Annotated in this window: 13 protein-coding genes, 1 pseudogene and 1 riboswitch; of the genes and pseudogenes, 1 reads left to right on the plus strand and 13 read right to left on the minus strand. The window is 39.7% G+C overall.

The genetic code is table 11. The features are described from left to right. Positions 1–72 precede the first annotated feature (72 nt). From AC1TPB_RS03540 to AC1TPB_RS03585, 10 genes and pseudogenes are all read right to left on the minus strand, one after another. Positions 73–330, minus strand: a complete 258-nt coding sequence (locus AC1TPB_RS03540) for a hypothetical protein (protein ID WP_482075220.1) — start codon at positions 328–330, stop codon at positions 73–75. A gap of 26 nt (positions 331–356) precedes the next feature. Continuing rightward, positions 357–821 (minus strand): RHS repeat-associated core domain-containing protein, encoded by a 465-nt coding sequence (locus tag AC1TPB_RS03545; protein ID WP_482075458.1) that lies wholly within the window; start codon positions 819–821, stop codon positions 357–359. A 741-nt stretch (positions 822–1,562) separates the two neighbouring features. After that, a complete protein-coding gene (locus AC1TPB_RS03550; protein ID WP_482075221.1) occupies positions 1,563–1,979 on the minus strand; it encodes a hypothetical protein in 417 nt (138 codons plus the stop codon). A 204-nt stretch (positions 1,980–2,183) separates the two neighbouring features. Further along, a pseudogene (locus AC1TPB_RS03555) lies at positions 2,184–2,309 on the minus strand (RHS repeat-associated core domain-containing protein); the annotation flags it as partial. 61 nt (positions 2,310–2,370) lie between these two features. Beyond that, positions 2,371–2,628, minus strand: a complete 258-nt coding sequence (locus AC1TPB_RS03560; RefSeq protein ID WP_482075222.1) for a hypothetical protein — start codon at positions 2,626–2,628, stop codon at positions 2,371–2,373. 403 nt (positions 2,629–3,031) lie between these two features. Continuing rightward, positions 3,032–3,187 (minus strand): hypothetical protein, encoded by a 156-nt coding sequence (locus AC1TPB_RS03565; protein ID WP_482075223.1) that lies wholly within the window; start codon positions 3,185–3,187, stop codon positions 3,032–3,034. A 13-nt stretch (positions 3,188–3,200) separates the two neighbouring features. Next, on the minus strand, positions 3,201–3,368 hold the full coding sequence (locus AC1TPB_RS03570) for a hypothetical protein (protein ID WP_482075224.1): 168 nt from the start codon (positions 3,366–3,368) through the stop codon (positions 3,201–3,203). Between the two features lie 143 nt (positions 3,369–3,511). Continuing rightward, positions 3,512–3,877 carry a YxiJ family protein gene (locus AC1TPB_RS03575; RefSeq protein WP_482075443.1) on the minus strand — a complete coding sequence of 122 codons (366 nt, stop codon included), beginning with the start codon at positions 3,875–3,877 and terminating at the stop codon, positions 3,512–3,514. Positions 3,878–3,907: 30 nt separating this feature from the next. After that, positions 3,908–11,308 carry a polymorphic toxin-type HINT domain-containing protein gene (locus AC1TPB_RS03580; protein WP_482075225.1) on the minus strand — a complete coding sequence of 2,467 codons (7,401 nt, stop codon included), beginning with the start codon at positions 11,306–11,308 and terminating at the stop codon, positions 3,908–3,910. A 26-nt stretch (positions 11,309–11,334) separates the two neighbouring features. Then, positions 11,335–13,359, minus strand: a complete 2,025-nt coding sequence (locus tag AC1TPB_RS03585; RefSeq protein WP_482075226.1) for an S-layer homology domain-containing protein — start codon at positions 13,357–13,359, stop codon at positions 11,335–11,337. A 47-nt stretch (positions 13,360–13,406) separates the two neighbouring features. Beyond that, positions 13,407–13,502, minus strand: a riboswitch (cyclic di-GMP riboswitch). Positions 13,503–13,875: 373 nt separating this feature from the next. On the opposite strand from AC1TPB_RS03585, the gene AC1TPB_RS03590 reads away from it, so the two are divergent. Next, positions 13,876–14,265, plus strand: a complete 390-nt coding sequence (locus AC1TPB_RS03590) for a hypothetical protein (RefSeq protein WP_482075227.1) — start codon at positions 13,876–13,878, stop codon at positions 14,263–14,265. Between the two features lie 245 nt (positions 14,266–14,510). Here AC1TPB_RS03590 and AC1TPB_RS03595 read toward each other — a convergent pair whose 3' ends face one another. The 3 genes from AC1TPB_RS03595 to AC1TPB_RS03605 all read right to left on the minus strand — a co-directional run bounded on the left by AC1TPB_RS03595 (position 14,511) and on the right by AC1TPB_RS03605 (position 17,003). Then, on the minus strand, positions 14,511–14,810 hold the full coding sequence (locus AC1TPB_RS03595; protein WP_482075228.1) for a cupin domain-containing protein: 300 nt from the start codon (positions 14,808–14,810) through the stop codon (positions 14,511–14,513). Positions 14,811–14,933: 123 nt separating this feature from the next. Continuing rightward, a complete protein-coding gene (locus AC1TPB_RS03600) occupies positions 14,934–15,953 on the minus strand; it encodes a FecCD family ABC transporter permease (RefSeq protein ID WP_482075444.1) in 1,020 nt (339 codons plus the stop codon). Between the two features lie 12 nt (positions 15,954–15,965). After that, entirely contained in the window at positions 15,966–17,003 is a 1,038-nt protein-coding gene (locus AC1TPB_RS03605; protein ID WP_482075229.1) for a FecCD family ABC transporter permease, read from the minus strand. Between the last annotated feature and the right edge of the window lie 3 nt (positions 17,004–17,006).

The raw sequence follows: 17,006 nt of genomic DNA on the forward strand, positions 1-17,006 counted from the left end.
CCTCTACCTTCGTAATTATAGCAATTTACTAGCATTCTAATAACTATAGATACTAGCAAAGTGCTATAAAAGCTATTTCCCTAAAATATCCATCCACTCATCATAGGTTGGAGATCCATAAAAATAATCCCCACCTTCAGGCAAATTTAACGGGAGTTTAAGTCTAATTATGACATATTCACCCTCAGTAGATACATTAACAACAGGGAGTAAATGTACCTTTATACCACCACCTGCACCGCCTGCTAACTTCCAATATTGACCTGTAGTGTCGATTTTTCCTTGTATTTCACCAAATAATCCACTTCCACCGCTTACTCCACCACCCATTCCAGTATTAGTATTCCCTCCATTATTTATCTCTGCAGCTCCGCCAATAAAGAAACTTGCTCCAACCTCAAATTTAATATATACATTCCTTTATATGTACCTTTGTTAATTGAATCTATAATACCTTGTGCATGCCACCAATTAGTGCTAGCAAAAGCTATATTCTCAGTAGCTTTATCTTTGTCTGTAGTTATATTCGATAGTTTAGCTCCCCATGAATCATAGAATTCACTCTTAACTTTTGCTTCACCATTCAGATCAATATAAATTAATGGATTATTCTCAACATACGTATACAAATTCAAACTAAGCGGATTATTCAATTCCCCTTCATACGTATCCTCATTAATAAAGCTTACTATCCAATAACAGCGATGGAGTTTATGTGGTACTTTAGTAAATCCCTTATGTTGAGAAGTAAACTTGCTTTCTTGAAACACTTTATCCATGTACTCATTCGCTGCTCCTGTATTAACTTTTTTGTTCATCATCTCTTCACCTACCTTCATATCTTGTGTCCAATTTATGGATGTTGATATATCAGAAAGCGGCTAGTTTAAAACGTATCCTTACCTTTTCTATGTCGACTGGACGTTACCAGATTATTCAAATAAAACAGTGATACCATATTTTTATTGCAACCTAACAAATGCTTTTTCCACTCTTTCCGTAATTAGTCTCTGCATGTCTTTAGAAAATTGCGACATATAAAAAATCAATTTCATATAATTATATAATCGTGAGAAAGCAGAGGTAAGCTTTTGTATGCATTACACGCTAGTAACTAATGTTTTTGGAATAAATATACAAATAAAAATAAAACAAATAGGTTTTGAAATTCGAGCGATGATTAGGTCTGTACTTACGATCTTATTAGTGGAGTAAACGCTAGTTAAGTTACATTAAACTTAACTGTCTAATTTATTCGGTGCTGGGTGGGGCACTGCTAAAAAAATACCACATGGAGTTTTTACGCTCGCATGTGGTTTAATCATTCTTTTGCTCTATTGCATTTTAATTACGAGAAATATAATACAAAATATTAAAAAGGACAGATTGAACAAAGCAACAATCAAATTATTTTTCACAAAACTATTAACAAATAGCAGCAGTAAAAGTACTGAAACAAAGAGAATAAATACGACCCATCCCGTAAGTGAAAACAGATATACAATAAATAGAATTACTAATATTATCCCTGTGTAGAATAGTTTATGCTCCATTTTCATTGATTACTTCCGCCCTTTTTTCGTTACGTACCAATATCTCTCCTCAATAACTATAGGTCTGTTGGTCACAATAACTAAATTACTTATTTCTCCTGTATCGGTATTTGTTCTCCATATAATATGTCTCTCATTACCTACATCAGGCGAAACAATATAATCACTAAGCGCCCATTGTGATACTTCAGGAACAACACCAGCAGTAGCAGCTTTCACCACTGATTGTACTTGAGTAGATGTGCCACTGGTATAATACGCAAAATAATAACCCGTCGTTCCTGCAAGTGCTAATTTTCCTACTATCTGTTGAGTCTTATCACCAACACTATACTTATGGGACTCCGTGTAGTATTCATATCCGGATTGTTGCTCATATAGTACATCGCCATTATACGAAATTCTGACTTGATGTGCTTTAGTCACATCAGAATTAGCAACATTTTAACTGATAGATAAGGATCAGTTGATTGAAGTAAACCATCTAAATATGAATACTGACTTCTAAGTCTATCAGCCTCAGCACTTGCCGCTCTCATTCCAACTTTATCATTGGAGTCGTTGGCTATCATCCACTTTTTTTCGATCGTTTAGTAGTCCGTTCACTTTCCAAAGTTCTGAATTTACCCCGATTGCAACATGCCCACTCGGATCAACATACTTCAACGGATTATTATACACATACGTATAAAGATTCAACGTCAGCGGATTCGCTATATCACCTTCATACGTATCCACACTAATAAAGCGGCCTACTCCTGAATTATTCAATACTCGGTGGGGAGCATATCATATGACTCCATGTGGCTTGAAATAATTACGATCTAGAAGCATTGTTAAGCAAGATTTCACGGAAACCTAAAACAATAGGAGTTGATAATCTCAGATGTTCGCTGTCATCATAACAAAATCTAATTTCTTCTAATTGATTTTCCAGAGTATGAATAAACTCATAAAGATCACTTGATAGTTCGCTCATAGTAAAGGTTAGTAATCTTTGTTGAAATTCAGCAATTGAATATTGTCCTTCCAGAAAACTCTCACACCGTTCAATCATCTTCTTTATATTGTCCATACTTCACCTACTTTGTTATTACTGTCACTACTGCTCTAAAACACTTGTCTATTACATTAAATCCCCCATAAATCTCATTAGCTGAAGTCATTTAATCCTATTAAAAAATTCAAATTAATACCTTTTTCTGTATAAAAGTATAACTCTAATTCTGATAGAAGAAAAATAAAAATAATTACAACTATGCAATATTTAATAGTTCTGAATGTACCACTAAATATTCCTTCTTTTAGTTCCACTGCATAAAAGAGAATATTACCCACGGTTAAACTAAAAACAATCCCAAAAGCTTTAATTGGAATTAAATAACTCCAATGCGGTATCCCAGTTATATTTAAACTAAACATATAACCTATTACATACCCAATTAGTAGATATTTCAGTCTATTAATGTTCCCACTTCCTATTCATTAACATCAAACTTAAAAATAGAATATCCATCCATACCAATAACTATTGTTCCAGTACCGACTTTAGATAAATCTATAGTAACGGTTTTTACATAGGTCCCTGTAGTTATGTAAGTATTGCTATTTATTTTAGTTCCTGAATGTAACACTGTAGTAACTGTTTCAGCTCACTTGCTCATAACCAACACTCCAACCAGACACTGATACTGATTTACTTGGTAATTGTGCAATGCCTGAACCTAATGCGATTAATCCTATCCCAAGTTGTGAACCATTATATAACTTACCACCCAAATCGTCACCTAATAATGATTTGTATCCTTGTTTCATAAATAAAAACACCCTATAGAGTAGACTTTTTACCGTGTCTACACTATAGGGTACAGTTTAGTATAAAGTAGAAGTTTTGTTTTTTCTACTGTCTACTATGATGGGAGCATATCATTTTACACTCACTTGTGGTCGAATGAAGTTTATTGATTTTTCAAAAAATCCAATATCAATTTTCTCGCCTTCTCATGAGAAAGGTATTCATTAAAAAGATGTGGGTAATGAAGTAGTTTTCCCTCAAGAAAGCCATAGTGTATATATCGTTCAAAGAATCCCTTGTGCAACAGATCTACCTGCCTTTCAGGGATCCCCCCTGCATTATTGTTTATGATATAGGTAATCGTTCCTGCAATGACCGAACAATAATCATTAAAATCTGCACTAAAACTATCGTCAATTTGAGAGAAGTCCATTTTAAGATCTTCTCTCATCTTAGTAATGTCTTCATAAGGAAATGGATTACTAAATTTTGTTACAAATAATTCTGCTAATATCCCTTTGTAATTCAGTAGAAGCTCCTCCTTTCATGCCTTAAACCATTAGGTCTTGCCAAAAGAAACAATCGTACCGTCAGGGGCAATATCAATATATTTCCCATTCTTTTTATATCGAGTAGTCCCTTCTACTGCTCCCGAAACAGAGCTTTTAGTCGAACCTTTTTTTGCTGTTTTAGCAAACTCCTCGGCTTTTCTAACATATTGCTCTAAAGTTTCTGCCCCTACAGATGCTCCATGTTTCTTGAAATGATATTCGACTGAATCTGCTATTTTATCGAAACTACCCTTGTTCCATTTTGTTAAATCACAGTTATGCACCCATATTCCAAGATTGGATACAAAGTACGAATGGAACTCGGCTACTTCAAAGTTATAAACAGTTGTTTGTCTCGGCTCTTTCTCAATCTTGTCTATAGCAAGTGTAGTACCATCACTTGAGACAAGCAAGTCTCCATCCTTTAAGTCTTTAACCTCTGTCCAACCAGTACCATCAAGCCAGAATGGATGTTGAGCCGTAGCTTCAATGACCTCATCACCAATGTGAACCTTATAGATTTCATCAGCCTGTTTCTGGAACAGCCCCACGACTTCCTTGTAAGCCTGTTCCCCTGTGACTTCATTCTTGGAAAGAACCTTATCCCCTACCTCGATCTCCTCGATAGGTTTTTCCCCTTCGTCTGTAACTACCTTCGTTCCTGCTGTAAAGCAATTACATGCTTTGGTAACACTTCCCGCGCCCTTTATCCCTGATGTAGCCTTTGTCCCTGACGTAGCCTTTATACCTGAGGTTAGTGCTTTTATCTCTTTTATTGCAGTAGCTCCAAGAACATAGTGAGTGAAGATATAGGCCATTACTTGTCCTTGATCGTTTGCAGAGGCAGTCGGGTCCATCAGAATATCCATTAATTCACCATATGACATCTCATCTACGCGTTTATACGATGTAGATTTTGAGAGCCCAAGTTTCTCATCCAGTTGTTTGCACTGGCTTTCTGAATAACATGGAGCATACCCACTTGGATCAATATACTTTAACGGATTATTATACACATACGTATACAAATTCAAACTAAGCGGATTATTAATCTCCCCTTCATACGTATCCTCACTAATAAAGCGACCTACTCCTGAATCAAAATACCTCGCCCGAGCATAGGACAGATCACTTGCATAATCATATGCGAGTCCCGTATAGCCGAATAGATTATCTGGGCCTGCGTAATTCAAGTCTAGCTTATAGCTATCCTTCATACTACCAAATTCATCGTAATGATAACGAGCTGAGATGGTTCCAGCATCATTCGTTAAGCCAATCACACTTCCTCTTACATCTTCTAGATAGTAAAGACTTGTATAGGCAGCACTTGCATTCGCCCCACTTGCCCCTGATGTCGGTTCCCAATCATTGCTTGCATCGCCACTTGCTTTATAGCTCATGCTTATTCGTTCATTCTGTGCACCATATACATAACGCTGGCTCCACTGCTCATTCGCAATGCTTGCCATTAGCGGCTCAACGTATGGTAATGTCACGTCGTTAGCAAAATAAAGCTCTCGTTGCTCCTGCTTATACTGTGGCTCCCATCCATCTCTTAACCCTTCTAGATAGCTGCTTGGATGCTGATTCGCTCCATCACGACTACCTACGAGCGTACCCATGTAGATGCGATTTCCATCACCGTCATATTGATACGTCGTCGTATCTCCTTGCTCGTTCACTTGACGAACAAGACGATTATCTGCACTCCACTCGTACTGCTCTAGAACACCTGGTGTTGAACTTAGCAGATTCGATGCTATGATGGCATCATCATTCTCTACTTGATCGCTTTCAAGTCCATCCATAGACTCCGCTTGATCTCTATCATCTTCCTCTATTCCTTCTGTAGACTGGGCGTTTTCTTCATCGATGTTCCCGTCGTCTTCTGTAGCTTCAACCTGTTCTTCATCCTGAAAGATCTCATCTTCTAGATTCCCTTCAGCATCAGATACAGCCTCTTGCGATCCTTCTACAGTTTCTACTACTGCTCCGTCTTCTACCGTTTCTACTATAGTTTCTGCTACCGCTCCGTCTTCTACAGTTTCTGCTACAGCACCGTCCCCTACAGCTTCTTCAAGCACCTGCTCAGCTTCCTCTATCATCTGCTCAGGTTCTTCAATAAGGCTCTCTATGTTATTCTCGTCTAGCACTAGCGCATCCTGCAATGAAGTTAAGGCTGTAACGCTAGCTACACCACTAACCTCTAGCAAGTTACCACGCTGATCGTACGTGTAGTTCTTGGACTGTTCTCCATTGGTCCATGATGTTAATTTATTCGCTAGATCATAGGTATACGTTTCTACGGTTGTCATACTACTTTCAACGGCAGACTTCGTAAGTCGATTGCCAACTTCATCGTACTGATAGCTTGTTGTTGCCCCATTACGTGTTTGCACTTCAATTAATTGATTCAAAGCATCATAGACGTAATCGGATTGTTCTAGCTCATGAGCACCTTCTTGTGATCGATCCTCATCACTGCCCCTTGCTTGACGCGTCTCCTGCAGCATATTACCTACTTCATTATACGTATAGCTTAGCTGTTCTAATGCTTCTCCACCTGATGAATAATGTGTTAAGCGACTAAGCTGCCCCAGCGCATCATATTCATACTTGGATGCTCCTGTATTCGGTAGACGCTTTTCTATTATTCTACTATTCGCATCATAGCTATACGTGGTGAGACCACTGCTTGCATCCCTTACCTCTGTCACTTGTCCCAGTACATCATATCCATATCGAACGGATGAATTGTCTGGATAAATGACACGGGTACGATTATTCATCTGATCCCATTCATAGCGAATGTTATTTCCTCGTGCATCGATGACTTCGGTCAACCGATTCAGAGCATCATTCGTATAACGTGTCGTCCCCGAGCCATCTGTCATTTCTAAGCGGCGTCCAATAAGGTCATAGCTATAGCTTGTTTGCTGTCCATCGCTATAGATAGCCTTGATCACGCGGCCTACTTCATCATATTCATAGCCTGTTGTCGTACCATCTTCAGCAGTCATCGATAGCAACTGACCGTTGTCATTATACTGATAGGACAAAGCTTCACCTAATGGATTTACACGTTGAACAAGCTGATTCGACTCATTGTATTGATAGCTTGTCGTCGCTCCTGCTGCATTCGTCTGCTCTATCCGATTACCGTTCGCATCATAGCGATAAGAGGTTACATCACCTAATGCATTTTGTACCGACAGAAGACGGTCAATGGCATCATAATTAAACTCTGTTTCGCTTCCTAAAGCGTCAACAATCTTTGTTACATTGCCTAGTTCATCATACGTATAGCTTGTCATATGACCGAGAGCATTAATGACTTGTGTATTTTGTCCTAATTCATTGTAGCTATAACGAGTGATCGCTCCTTCTGCATCGGTAAGAGCAATCATTCTGCCCAATAGATCACGCTCTATGCTTGTTTCATTGCTTAGAGGATCAATACTTTTCAGTTCTAAGCCACGGCTATCAAATTCTGTCTCCCAGACTGAACCATCCGGTTGAATAGTAGCTGTACGATTTCCTACTGCATCATATTCGTAACGAGTAATGCTACCTAATGCATCTGTTGTTGAGCTAAGCTGCCCTATTGCATCATATTCGTACCATGTACTATTTCCCAGTGCATTTGTTTCCTTCACTAACTGACCTAAGCTGTCGTATTTCAGTGTAGTACGCGCGCCATTAGGCTCTGTCGTCGTCAATAGCCGATTGTCATTGTTATAACTATATTGCGTTACATGACCTTCTGCATCGGTAGAGGTTAACAGATTACTATTCGCATCATACGTATAAGTGCTTTTCGATCCCAGACTATCTGTTGCTTCTACCAAACGGTTCATACTGTCGTATTGATACGTAATCTGTGATCCATTGCCATCTACATATTGAATCACATTCCCTGCTGCATCGTAGCTGTATTCCTTCGTAATGCTTTCAGCATTCGTGTTCACAAGGAGACGGTCTACGTTGTAGCTGTAGGATGTTTGTTCCCCCGCTTCATCAGTCATTGTAAGTAGATTACCTAAACTATCATATTCGTATCCCACAATATGTCCTAAAGCATCTGTATGCGAAATGACACGGTCCTTAGTATCGTAACCATAATGCTGAACGATACCATTACTGTCATCAATCGTAATAATACGATGAAGCTCATCCCGTGTAATTGTTTGGATATGTCCTTCACTATCCTTCACTTTAATCGGGTAGCCATATGAATCATTCGTAATCACAGTTGTAGCCCCAAGCGCATCCTCTAATGAGACTGGAGCACCTTGGGCATTTCTAATAATACGCTCACTTTGACCAAGCGCATCTGTCGTTCCTACCATATTTCCTGCTGCATCATACTGATATTGATGCCTATGACCTAAAGCATCTGTCATATTAGCCATACGATTGTCATGTCCATAACGATAAACAATCGATTGGCCTTGACCGTTGACAAATTGCTGTAAATTACCCCGTTCATCATAATTTACTGCTATCTGAACGCCATTGCCATCTACTAGTGATTGTAGACGATTGCCATAATCATAATTGTACTTTAGCTTCGTCTGATCTGGTAATGTCGCAGATTGCAATAAGAAGCGATCATTCCATGTATAGCTTGTTGTTCGTCCTAATGCATCCTTCAAAGACGTAATATTTGCTGTAGCTAACGAAGCTGATAATGAAGTAGACGCTGATGTACTAGACGTAGATGTAGATGCTCGCGTAAGTGCGTTAACGTTAGTTGGTGGATAGGTTAATATCGTTTTCCCAGATCCAACACCTGCTGCTACCTCTGGTGTTTTATTCGGCGTCATATCACCACCAATAGCAAATACACCGCCAGTAGATATATTAAGCTGATTATTCACGCTTACGTTATTGCGAACGAAGAGATCTCCGCCAGTAATCGTAAGATTAGCCAAATCGTTATTGGAAACTAATCCACCTAGTGACATCTCGCTTTCGATATTCATTTCCACTTTCGTATTGATGTGCAGTTCACCAGCTACAACAATACGTTTTGCCTTCACATTCAATAATCCACTATTATAGGTAAGGCTTGATGTGTAAAGTGTATCTGCTATATCTAGCACAGAATCGTTATTAAGATGAATAGCACCGTTTGACCAAATATTTCCGTATTGATTGCTTACTTGCTTGGAGATTAATTGCAGATTCGTATTGGCATTAAGTCCATTTTTCACAATTAAATTACCGTTAATCGTTACCGTAATATCTTTGTTCGTGTTCATGCCTTCAGCAATAAGAATAACTGGTTTGCTTGCGCTGCCGAAGGTGACACTTTCCTCTAGATTCAAGTAGCCAGTCTTCATGACTACTGGGTTAAGATTGCTCGCAGTGATCGACGATTGTAGTTCACTTATTGTGCATGAGCTGCAATCTACGGCACTATTACTATAATTAGTAATGGCCGATGTAATCACTTGTGATTGCCCTTCGATGTAATTCGCAATAACAGGCTGCATACCAGCAACAATTGTATATTCTGGCGCATTGGCAAGATTGTGCATAGTACCCGAAAGTAATACTTTATTGGAGCTTGCAATATCTCTCCCGTTATTCGGATTAATGCTTACAGGTCCATCCTCTGGCTGTTGTGCTTCCTGCTCCCTTTCAACAGGTGCAACCGTTCCATTGTAATCCATTTGTGTCGTTTCACCATAATAATCCGTTAAGCCGCTAACACGCAGCTCCTCATCATACGTCACCGATAACGTCCCAGAGCTATTAGCATTTGTAACACTAATAAGATGATGCTCGCTATCGTATTGCAATTGCGTCGCACTATGGTCAACATCGATAATTTGTACAAGATCACCGTTCGCATCATAATTAAATTGTTGACTACGTCCAGCATGATCGACTACCGATACTAGCAAATTATCGCTATCGTAGCTCAATTGGAATGAAGCACCACTCGTTGTCACTGACTTTAACAATGAATTTTGGTAGCCCAATTGAATCTCATTACCATTAATATCTCGTATAGACTCTAGACTTCCAGCACTATTAAAATAGTATATTGTTCCATACGCTGTTTCTAGCTGATGTCCTCCGCCAGATCGCTGAGTTAAGCTCCAATTCGTTCCTTTGGGAGTGAAATATTTCCCATTCGATAATGGAAGGAATTCATAACGAGAACCGCTTGGCTCTAGTAAAACGATCTTGCTATCCTCTTCCGTCAATGACCATTCATAGGAGTGCAGCCACCCCAAACCACTAGTACCTTCATTGGAATTACGGCTTAGATATAAGATATTAAAGCTTAGTGGCATTAACGCATCAAGTCCAAAGTAAGGGGATGTATATACAAAATCCCCTCTAGCCATATCAATCGGTGCAGTCCCACTTGGATTGACAATGCGTAATCTCGCATCTAGAGCATCTGTTGTAAATTGTGCTAGCTCGGCTTGCGCTGGTAATGCTTCTATTTCAGGATTGACTAATAATATAGAGCTTAGATTGCTAATTGGATTAGAACAATCTAGTCCATTACAGACATCATCTGTTACTCCATTCCATACAGCGATTTGCTCCGCTATTTGAATGCTTTCAGCGATTGAATCCGTCTTGTAGAAGTATCCCGCTGCTGCTTCCCAAGTCATCGGGAAGGATGGTGTAATAACCTTCATGACACGGATGATTTCTGAATGACTAGAAGTAATGCCATTCTTTTTAGCTTTAGCTGTAATATAAGCTATTTGCCCAGCAGTCAATGATATCTGATGCGACCAAGCTCCATTCGCACCAGCTGTTGTCGTCCCTAGCTGCTTGACCTCCGTACTGCTCGCCGTCGTATATTCTAATTCAATTGTTGCTCCTGCTGCTGCAGTACCACTAATGACCGTTCTGCCATTACTAGAAGCTGCTGCTTGCAAAGATGTCGGCGACTTAAGTAGCTCAGTGCCAACCATCTCAAAGCTCGCCATCTGACCATAATACACACTGTTTCCTGTATAGTCAGCAGGAGATATACATATGGTATATCGACCCTCTGGCAGCTTTTGACCATTGATCGTACCATCCCATATTACTTCATGAATAATATATTGATTGCCTGCTTTCGTAGGATAAATCTCTCGCTTAATGATGCTCCCTGGTATCGGTGAGCCTCCATCACTTTGCGGCGTACAAACCATAATAACGGTATCATGCTCATCTTCTCCATTATCTGCTGCATTGAAGCTAAAGCGAATACTTGTTGTCTCATTGCCCTCGACAGGCAGCTCACTTGGCTCAATCCGCATATTGGTAGAGGCATAAGCTCTATTGTTCATTACCGAATCTAGCGGTGGATAAATCGGAATGCCTGAAAACAGCACCGCCATCATTAGCGCCCATATTAACACAACTTTAGTCATTTTCCTTTTCAACTTTATCTCTCCTCATTCTATTTTTATTAAAGTTGATCTAACACTAGCAATAAGCGATAGATCACTGTAGCTGACTCTGCTCTTGTTGTTAATTGTAATGGCTTCAGTCCTGTAGCATTACCTTCGATGAGATTCAAGCGAATAGCTGTTGCCACAGAAGATTTTGCCCACTCACTAACAGTATCGCTATCTTTGAATTCTGCTAATTTTGTTTCATTGCTACTAGTATTTTGCTCCCCTAGCTGCGTGCCTACTGCTCGTACTAACATCGTCATCATCTCTTCTCGAGTTAACGCATCATTAGGCTTAAACTTGTCTCCTGAGCCTTGTACAATTCCAGTTGCAGCAGCTGTTTCAACCCATGAATAATACCAAGCTTGAGGTGAAACATCACTGAACGATGATTGCTCAGCCACTACTTCCTCTATCCCTATCGCTCCTACTAGTAGCTTTGTAAATTCCGCTCTAGTAATCGACCGATTCGGAGCAAAGCTCGTTGCACTAACACCATTAATGATGTCTCTAGCTGCCAATGTTTCAATCACATGCTGTCCCCAATGCTGCTGTATATCGTCAAAGCTAATACTGCGATACATAATCGCGTAAGTACCTGTCTGAGCAATTGAAGCTTGCGTAAATCCTGCTACAGCTTGATTGGCTCCACCGATATACTCCCAATAGCCAACTGTCGCGTTCCAGCGATAAATGCCGAGCTTATCGATCTCATTGCCCGAATACGAATGCAGTGAATGACTCATGCGAAGCAGTGCATTTTTCATAAAGCTTTGCTCTGCATCGAGCTGCCAAACCCCACTCGCAAGCTCTAGCGCATTCCCGCTTGCATCAATTAGCGGATATTGATTCGAACGTTTTTGCGTAATACTTACTTTTGTTGGATCTGGAAAGCTGATCTGCTCGAATGTGACAACGACACGCTGATCATCCGTTGCCAACTCCCCACCTTCTCCATTAATAACTATGCTATATTGCTCTTCCTCCTGATCAGATCCATTTGGTAATCCGGCGTCACTATCAGTTCCAGACTGATCGGGTGGAGATGGATTACTATTGCCTGTAGCTAGATTCATAGAGGCTAAACCCCCATCTGGCTCGCTATAAAATAACTGTGAGCCATTTATACCAATCAAGCCTCCCATTGCATCAGATATAGCAATTGTGGAGACCTTACCATTATTCAGCTCAACCGTTTTCAATACTGGGGTGCCATTCGTATTTTCTATAAATGCTGCATATGTATCACTTATCGCCATCATTGCATATTCTTGCTGTTTGCTTGTATACTCCGTTATATCCTTAGCTGAAGAGGTGTTATTAAGCACATCCATCGATACATATTTGCTTTCACCCTGCTCATTACGCTGCAACGCCAATATATGCGTGCCATTAAATACGAAGCTATCTATATGGTTAGAGCCACCTAGCATAATAAGCGGGCGCTTAACTCCTGTTTTGAGCTTTAATAGACTTACACCGCCGTCTCTAGCATGCTTATAGACGACCACCCCTTCAACTAACACTGGAAAACGACCTTCTCCAATAGTAGATTCTCTTCCCGTAGAGAAATCATAGTACATCATAAACCCATAATTCGTACGGTCATACCATAGCGCTCCATTAGCATCCACCGTTGGGTTAGAATATTGTCCAGCTTTCGTATTAAGCTTAGTTTTCGTTCCTGTTGATATTTGATAACGCATAATATCCCAATTCATCGTTGCATTAGGCTCATCACCCTTATCTGCCCAAACGATGTAGTCACCAGCTAGATAAGGTGCATCAACTGTAGGGCTACCCGTTGTAATGTCTTTTTTTTCTCCTGTTACTGTATTAAAATAGACTAGCTTTTTCTGACCAGTGTCTTGAATTTCTAGCCAAATAATTCCATCTCCTAAAATTTGCACATCCGTAGCTTTTTCTAAATTCGGGATAGCAGCTGCACTTATTTTCGTATTCGTTGCTAGCAATACGAAAACAATTGCTACTACTGAACATGCTACTAATGTCCTAACCCCTTGCTTCCATTTCAACATTATGTACCCTCGTTTCACGTATTTTGGACGCAAAAAAACCACTTGCCTTGAGCGACCCGGCTATCATCTCATCGAGCTTTACTCGATAAATTAGACCCGTGGCTTTGCGTCTCCGCCTTTCGACGAATTTGCCTTTTTTCCTACATTTGGTTTGTCATTTTATGAAATATTTTGCAGTCTCTGCTTATTTACATTCTAGTCTCTCAATGAATTCCCTTCTTTTTTCCTATTTTCCCATAAAAAATTTTTATATACTTGTGACTTCAGTCTTTTCAAGCGTTCCAATAGACCCATATACCTCTAAGTACTAGTAGCCTTAAGCATGAGATTATAATAATAGAGCACATACTTTATACCAATTAGCGCGAAATTCGGTTAATTCTTAGGTCATTAACCAACTTAATAAAGCAAAAATGTCACTACAACAGATACATTCGAGCAATTGTGGCGCTGTAATGCCAATAGTGTCACTACAACAGATACATTCGGGCCACTAGGTTTCTCCGTTATGCATATGTGGGAAATGAAGCAAACAAGGGCACTTTTTACTCTATTTCGTATCAAGGTGCTGGTTACGAGACAAACAAAGGAACTTTTTACTCTATTTCGCATCAAAGTGCTGGTTACTGGACAAACAAGGGCACTTTTTACTCTATTTCGCATCAAGGTCCTGGTTACTGGACAAACAAGGGCACTTTTTACTCTATTTCGTATCAAGGTGCTGGTTACTGGACAAACAAGGGCACTTTTTACTCTATTTCGTATCAAAGTGCTGGTTACGAGACAAACAAGGGCACTTTTTACTCTATTTCGCATCAAGGTCCTGGTTACTGGACAAACAAGGGCACTTTTTACTCTATTTCGCATGATAGCACGGAGCCATTTATTTTATCAAAACAAGCATAGTTCAAGATAAGTTCCTTAATCTACATATATGATTTCAAAAAAATCGAGGTTAACGATTCCATAAAGAGGTATGAACTGCTTAGGTCATGATATATTACAACAAGATCTCAAGGACTCAGATGAATTTGTGGATAATCGTAGAATTCGGGGCGAATTGAAGGTTCAAAAACAGACTTTCAGCTTGATTAAGTTGATACACCAACCTAATCAAGCTGAAAGATGTTTTATTTATACATATGAAATGATTATCTCTCAACACGAATGAGTAATAGCTCTACGTCTTCTAGTGCCTGCAAACTATGCTGCTCTTTCAGCTCCATATATAACATATTGCTAGGCGTAAGCTCGACTCGCTCCCCAGCAACATTAAATGCTACTTTGCCTTTTTGAACTACGATAAGTACATCCGCATTTGCACTATGCTCCGGAATACCGTTGCCTTTCTTAAGTTGAATCTGGACTACCTTTGTTTTCTCAAAACTGGTAAGAGGATTCATATACTTGTCCTGATCCTGCAAATGGCTTTCTAGATTAAATACTTTCATCCTTTATTCCTCCCTGCTTCATTGAAATCATTGTACTCAAGCCGTATTAGTGATAGTCGTTATCACTACCTTCAGTATAAATCAGTTTACGTTAATAGCATGTGATTCAAATCACCAATTTTGCTACTTCATCTTAATAAGGAGATAGATAAAGTATGGAGCTCCGATTACTGCTACAACTACTCCTGTCGCTATTTCAGCAGGTGCCATAATAACTCTCCCAAGCATATCTGCGACAATAACTAATAATGATCCTGCTAATGCTGCAGTCGGTAGCAAAATATTATGCTGCGAACCTACTAATCTTCTAGCTAGATGAGGTCCGATTAATCCAACAAACCCTATTCCTCCACTTACAGAAACACATGCTGCTGCAAGTGCAACAGCTGCTACAAGCAACTTGATCTGTTCCCGTTGGACAGAGATACCCAGTGCTATCGAACGTTCCTCACCTAAACTAATAATGTTCAATACATTGGATTTGTACATCAAATAAGGAATGAGAATGAATATCCATGGCACTAATGTTATAACAAATTTCCAATTGGTCCCCCATATGCTTCCCGCCAACCATGAAGCTACAAATTGATATTGATCCGGCTTTAATCGAATCGTAAGAATAACCATGGCTGCACTAATTCCCGCTGCAACACCAATCCCCGTAAGAAGCAAACTATTCGGAGAAATTCCTTGGTTACGTTGATATGACAGAATAAAGATTACTGTAGCGGTTAGTCCCGCACCTACGAAAGCAAGAACTTGCAGTAAGAAAATATGTCCCGTACTCGTTACAGAGAAGAAGGAAACAAATATCATAACCATCAAACCAGCACCAGCATTAATACCGAGTATTCCTGGGTCGGCTAATGCATTGCGTGATACAGATTGCATAATGCAACCTGACACCGCAAGCCCTGCACCGATTAATACAGAGATTACAATTCTTGGTAAGCGAAAATCAAAAAGTATTAATTGCTGCTGAGCAGTACCTTGACCAAATAATGTTTTGAATAATTCAATTGGTGCAATCTTCATATACCCCGTATTCATACTAAGGATGAAAGAAATCATGATAAGTATGCCAAATGTTATCAGTATAGTCGCTTTACTACGTTTCTTTTTCAATTCAACTGCACCATTCATTGCTTGTCTCACTTAGATCGCTCTCCTTTCTTTACGAGCCAAATACAAGAAGAAAGGAACACCAATAACTGCTACGATAGCCGCAACGGGAGTCTCATATGGAGGGTTAATCATTCTTGCTAATAAGTCGGCAAGTATAATAAGTAACGCTCCAAGTACAGCAGAGCATGGAATAATTAGTCGATAATCTAATCCCACTAGTTTGCGAGTGATATGTGGAATGATAAGTCCCACAAAACCAATGGAACCAACAAGCGCCACAGATGCCCCTGCCAACATAAGGACAATAATAGCGCATATTAATCGGACGAATCCTGTTCTTAAACCTAGACCTCTCGCAACCTCTTCTCCAAGCGCTAGTATAGTAACAGATCGCGAAAAATAGATTGCCCCTGCCATCGCAATAATGAACCATGGCAATAACATCTCAAGCTGCTCCCACTTAACACTTGACACACCTTGAGCATACCAAAAAGCGATATCTTGACCTATTTTGAAATAAAGCGAAATCCCTTCACTTAGCGCAGATAATAATGCACTAATCGCCGCTCCTGCCAACACAAGTCGAACAGTAGATACACCACCTCGGTTCATAGCTGCTATACCATATACGAGAAAAGCACCAAGCCCCGCTCCTACAAATGAGAATAGTAATATAATGTGAAATGGTGCTGATGGGAAAAAGGCCAAACTTATTGTAAGCATTAACGCAGCACCTGCATTAATACCCAATAAGCTTGAATCTGCCAAAATATTACGTGTCATCCCTTGCATGATCGCACCCGCGACCGCAAAGCTAGCCCCTACCATCGCCCCAGCTAGGATACGAGGTAAACGCAAAGTATGAATAATCTTATGATCTAATATCGTTGAGTTATAGTGAAAAATTGCATCCCATACTGTAGAAAGAGGCATCTCGGCGAAGCCAATCGATATCGATATCGCAATTGCAACGACTATTGCAATTAATCCACCAATAAGTGTTATTATCGCTGCGATTGGTCTTGAATGAACCTTGACCGCTGCTGAATCTTTGACATCATTAACCATGAT

It is taken from the genome of Paenibacillus sp. Y951 (assembly GCF_056786395.1).

Coding starts and splice junctions, on each gene's coding strand:
- AC1TPB_RS03540 (WP_482075220.1), bottom strand. CDS start 330: ATGGGTGGTGGAGTAAGCGGTGGAAGTGGATTATTTGGTGAAATACAA.
- AC1TPB_RS03545 (WP_482075458.1), bottom strand. CDS start 821: ATGATGAACAAAAAAGTTAATACAGGAGCAGCGAATGAGTACATGGAT.
- AC1TPB_RS03560 (WP_482075222.1), bottom strand. CDS start 2,628: ATGGACAATATAAAGAAGATGATTGAACGGTGTGAGAGTTTTCTGGAA.
- AC1TPB_RS03570 (WP_482075224.1), bottom strand. CDS start 3,368: ATGAAACAAGGATACAAATCATTATTAGGTGACGATTTGGGTGGTAAG.
- AC1TPB_RS03585 (WP_482075226.1), bottom strand. CDS start 13,359: ATGTTGAAATGGAAGCAAGGGGTTAGGACATTAGTAGCATGTTCAGTA.
- AC1TPB_RS03595 (WP_482075228.1), bottom strand. CDS start 14,810: ATGAAAGTATTTAATCTAGAAAGCCATTTGCAGGATCAGGACAAGTAT.
- AC1TPB_RS03600 (WP_482075444.1), bottom strand. CDS start 15,953: ATGAATGGTGCAGTTGAATTGAAAAAGAAACGTAGTAAAGCGACTATA.
- AC1TPB_RS03605 (WP_482075229.1), bottom strand. CDS start 17,003: ATGGTTAATGATGTCAAAGATTCAGCAGCGGTCAAGGTTCATTCAAGA.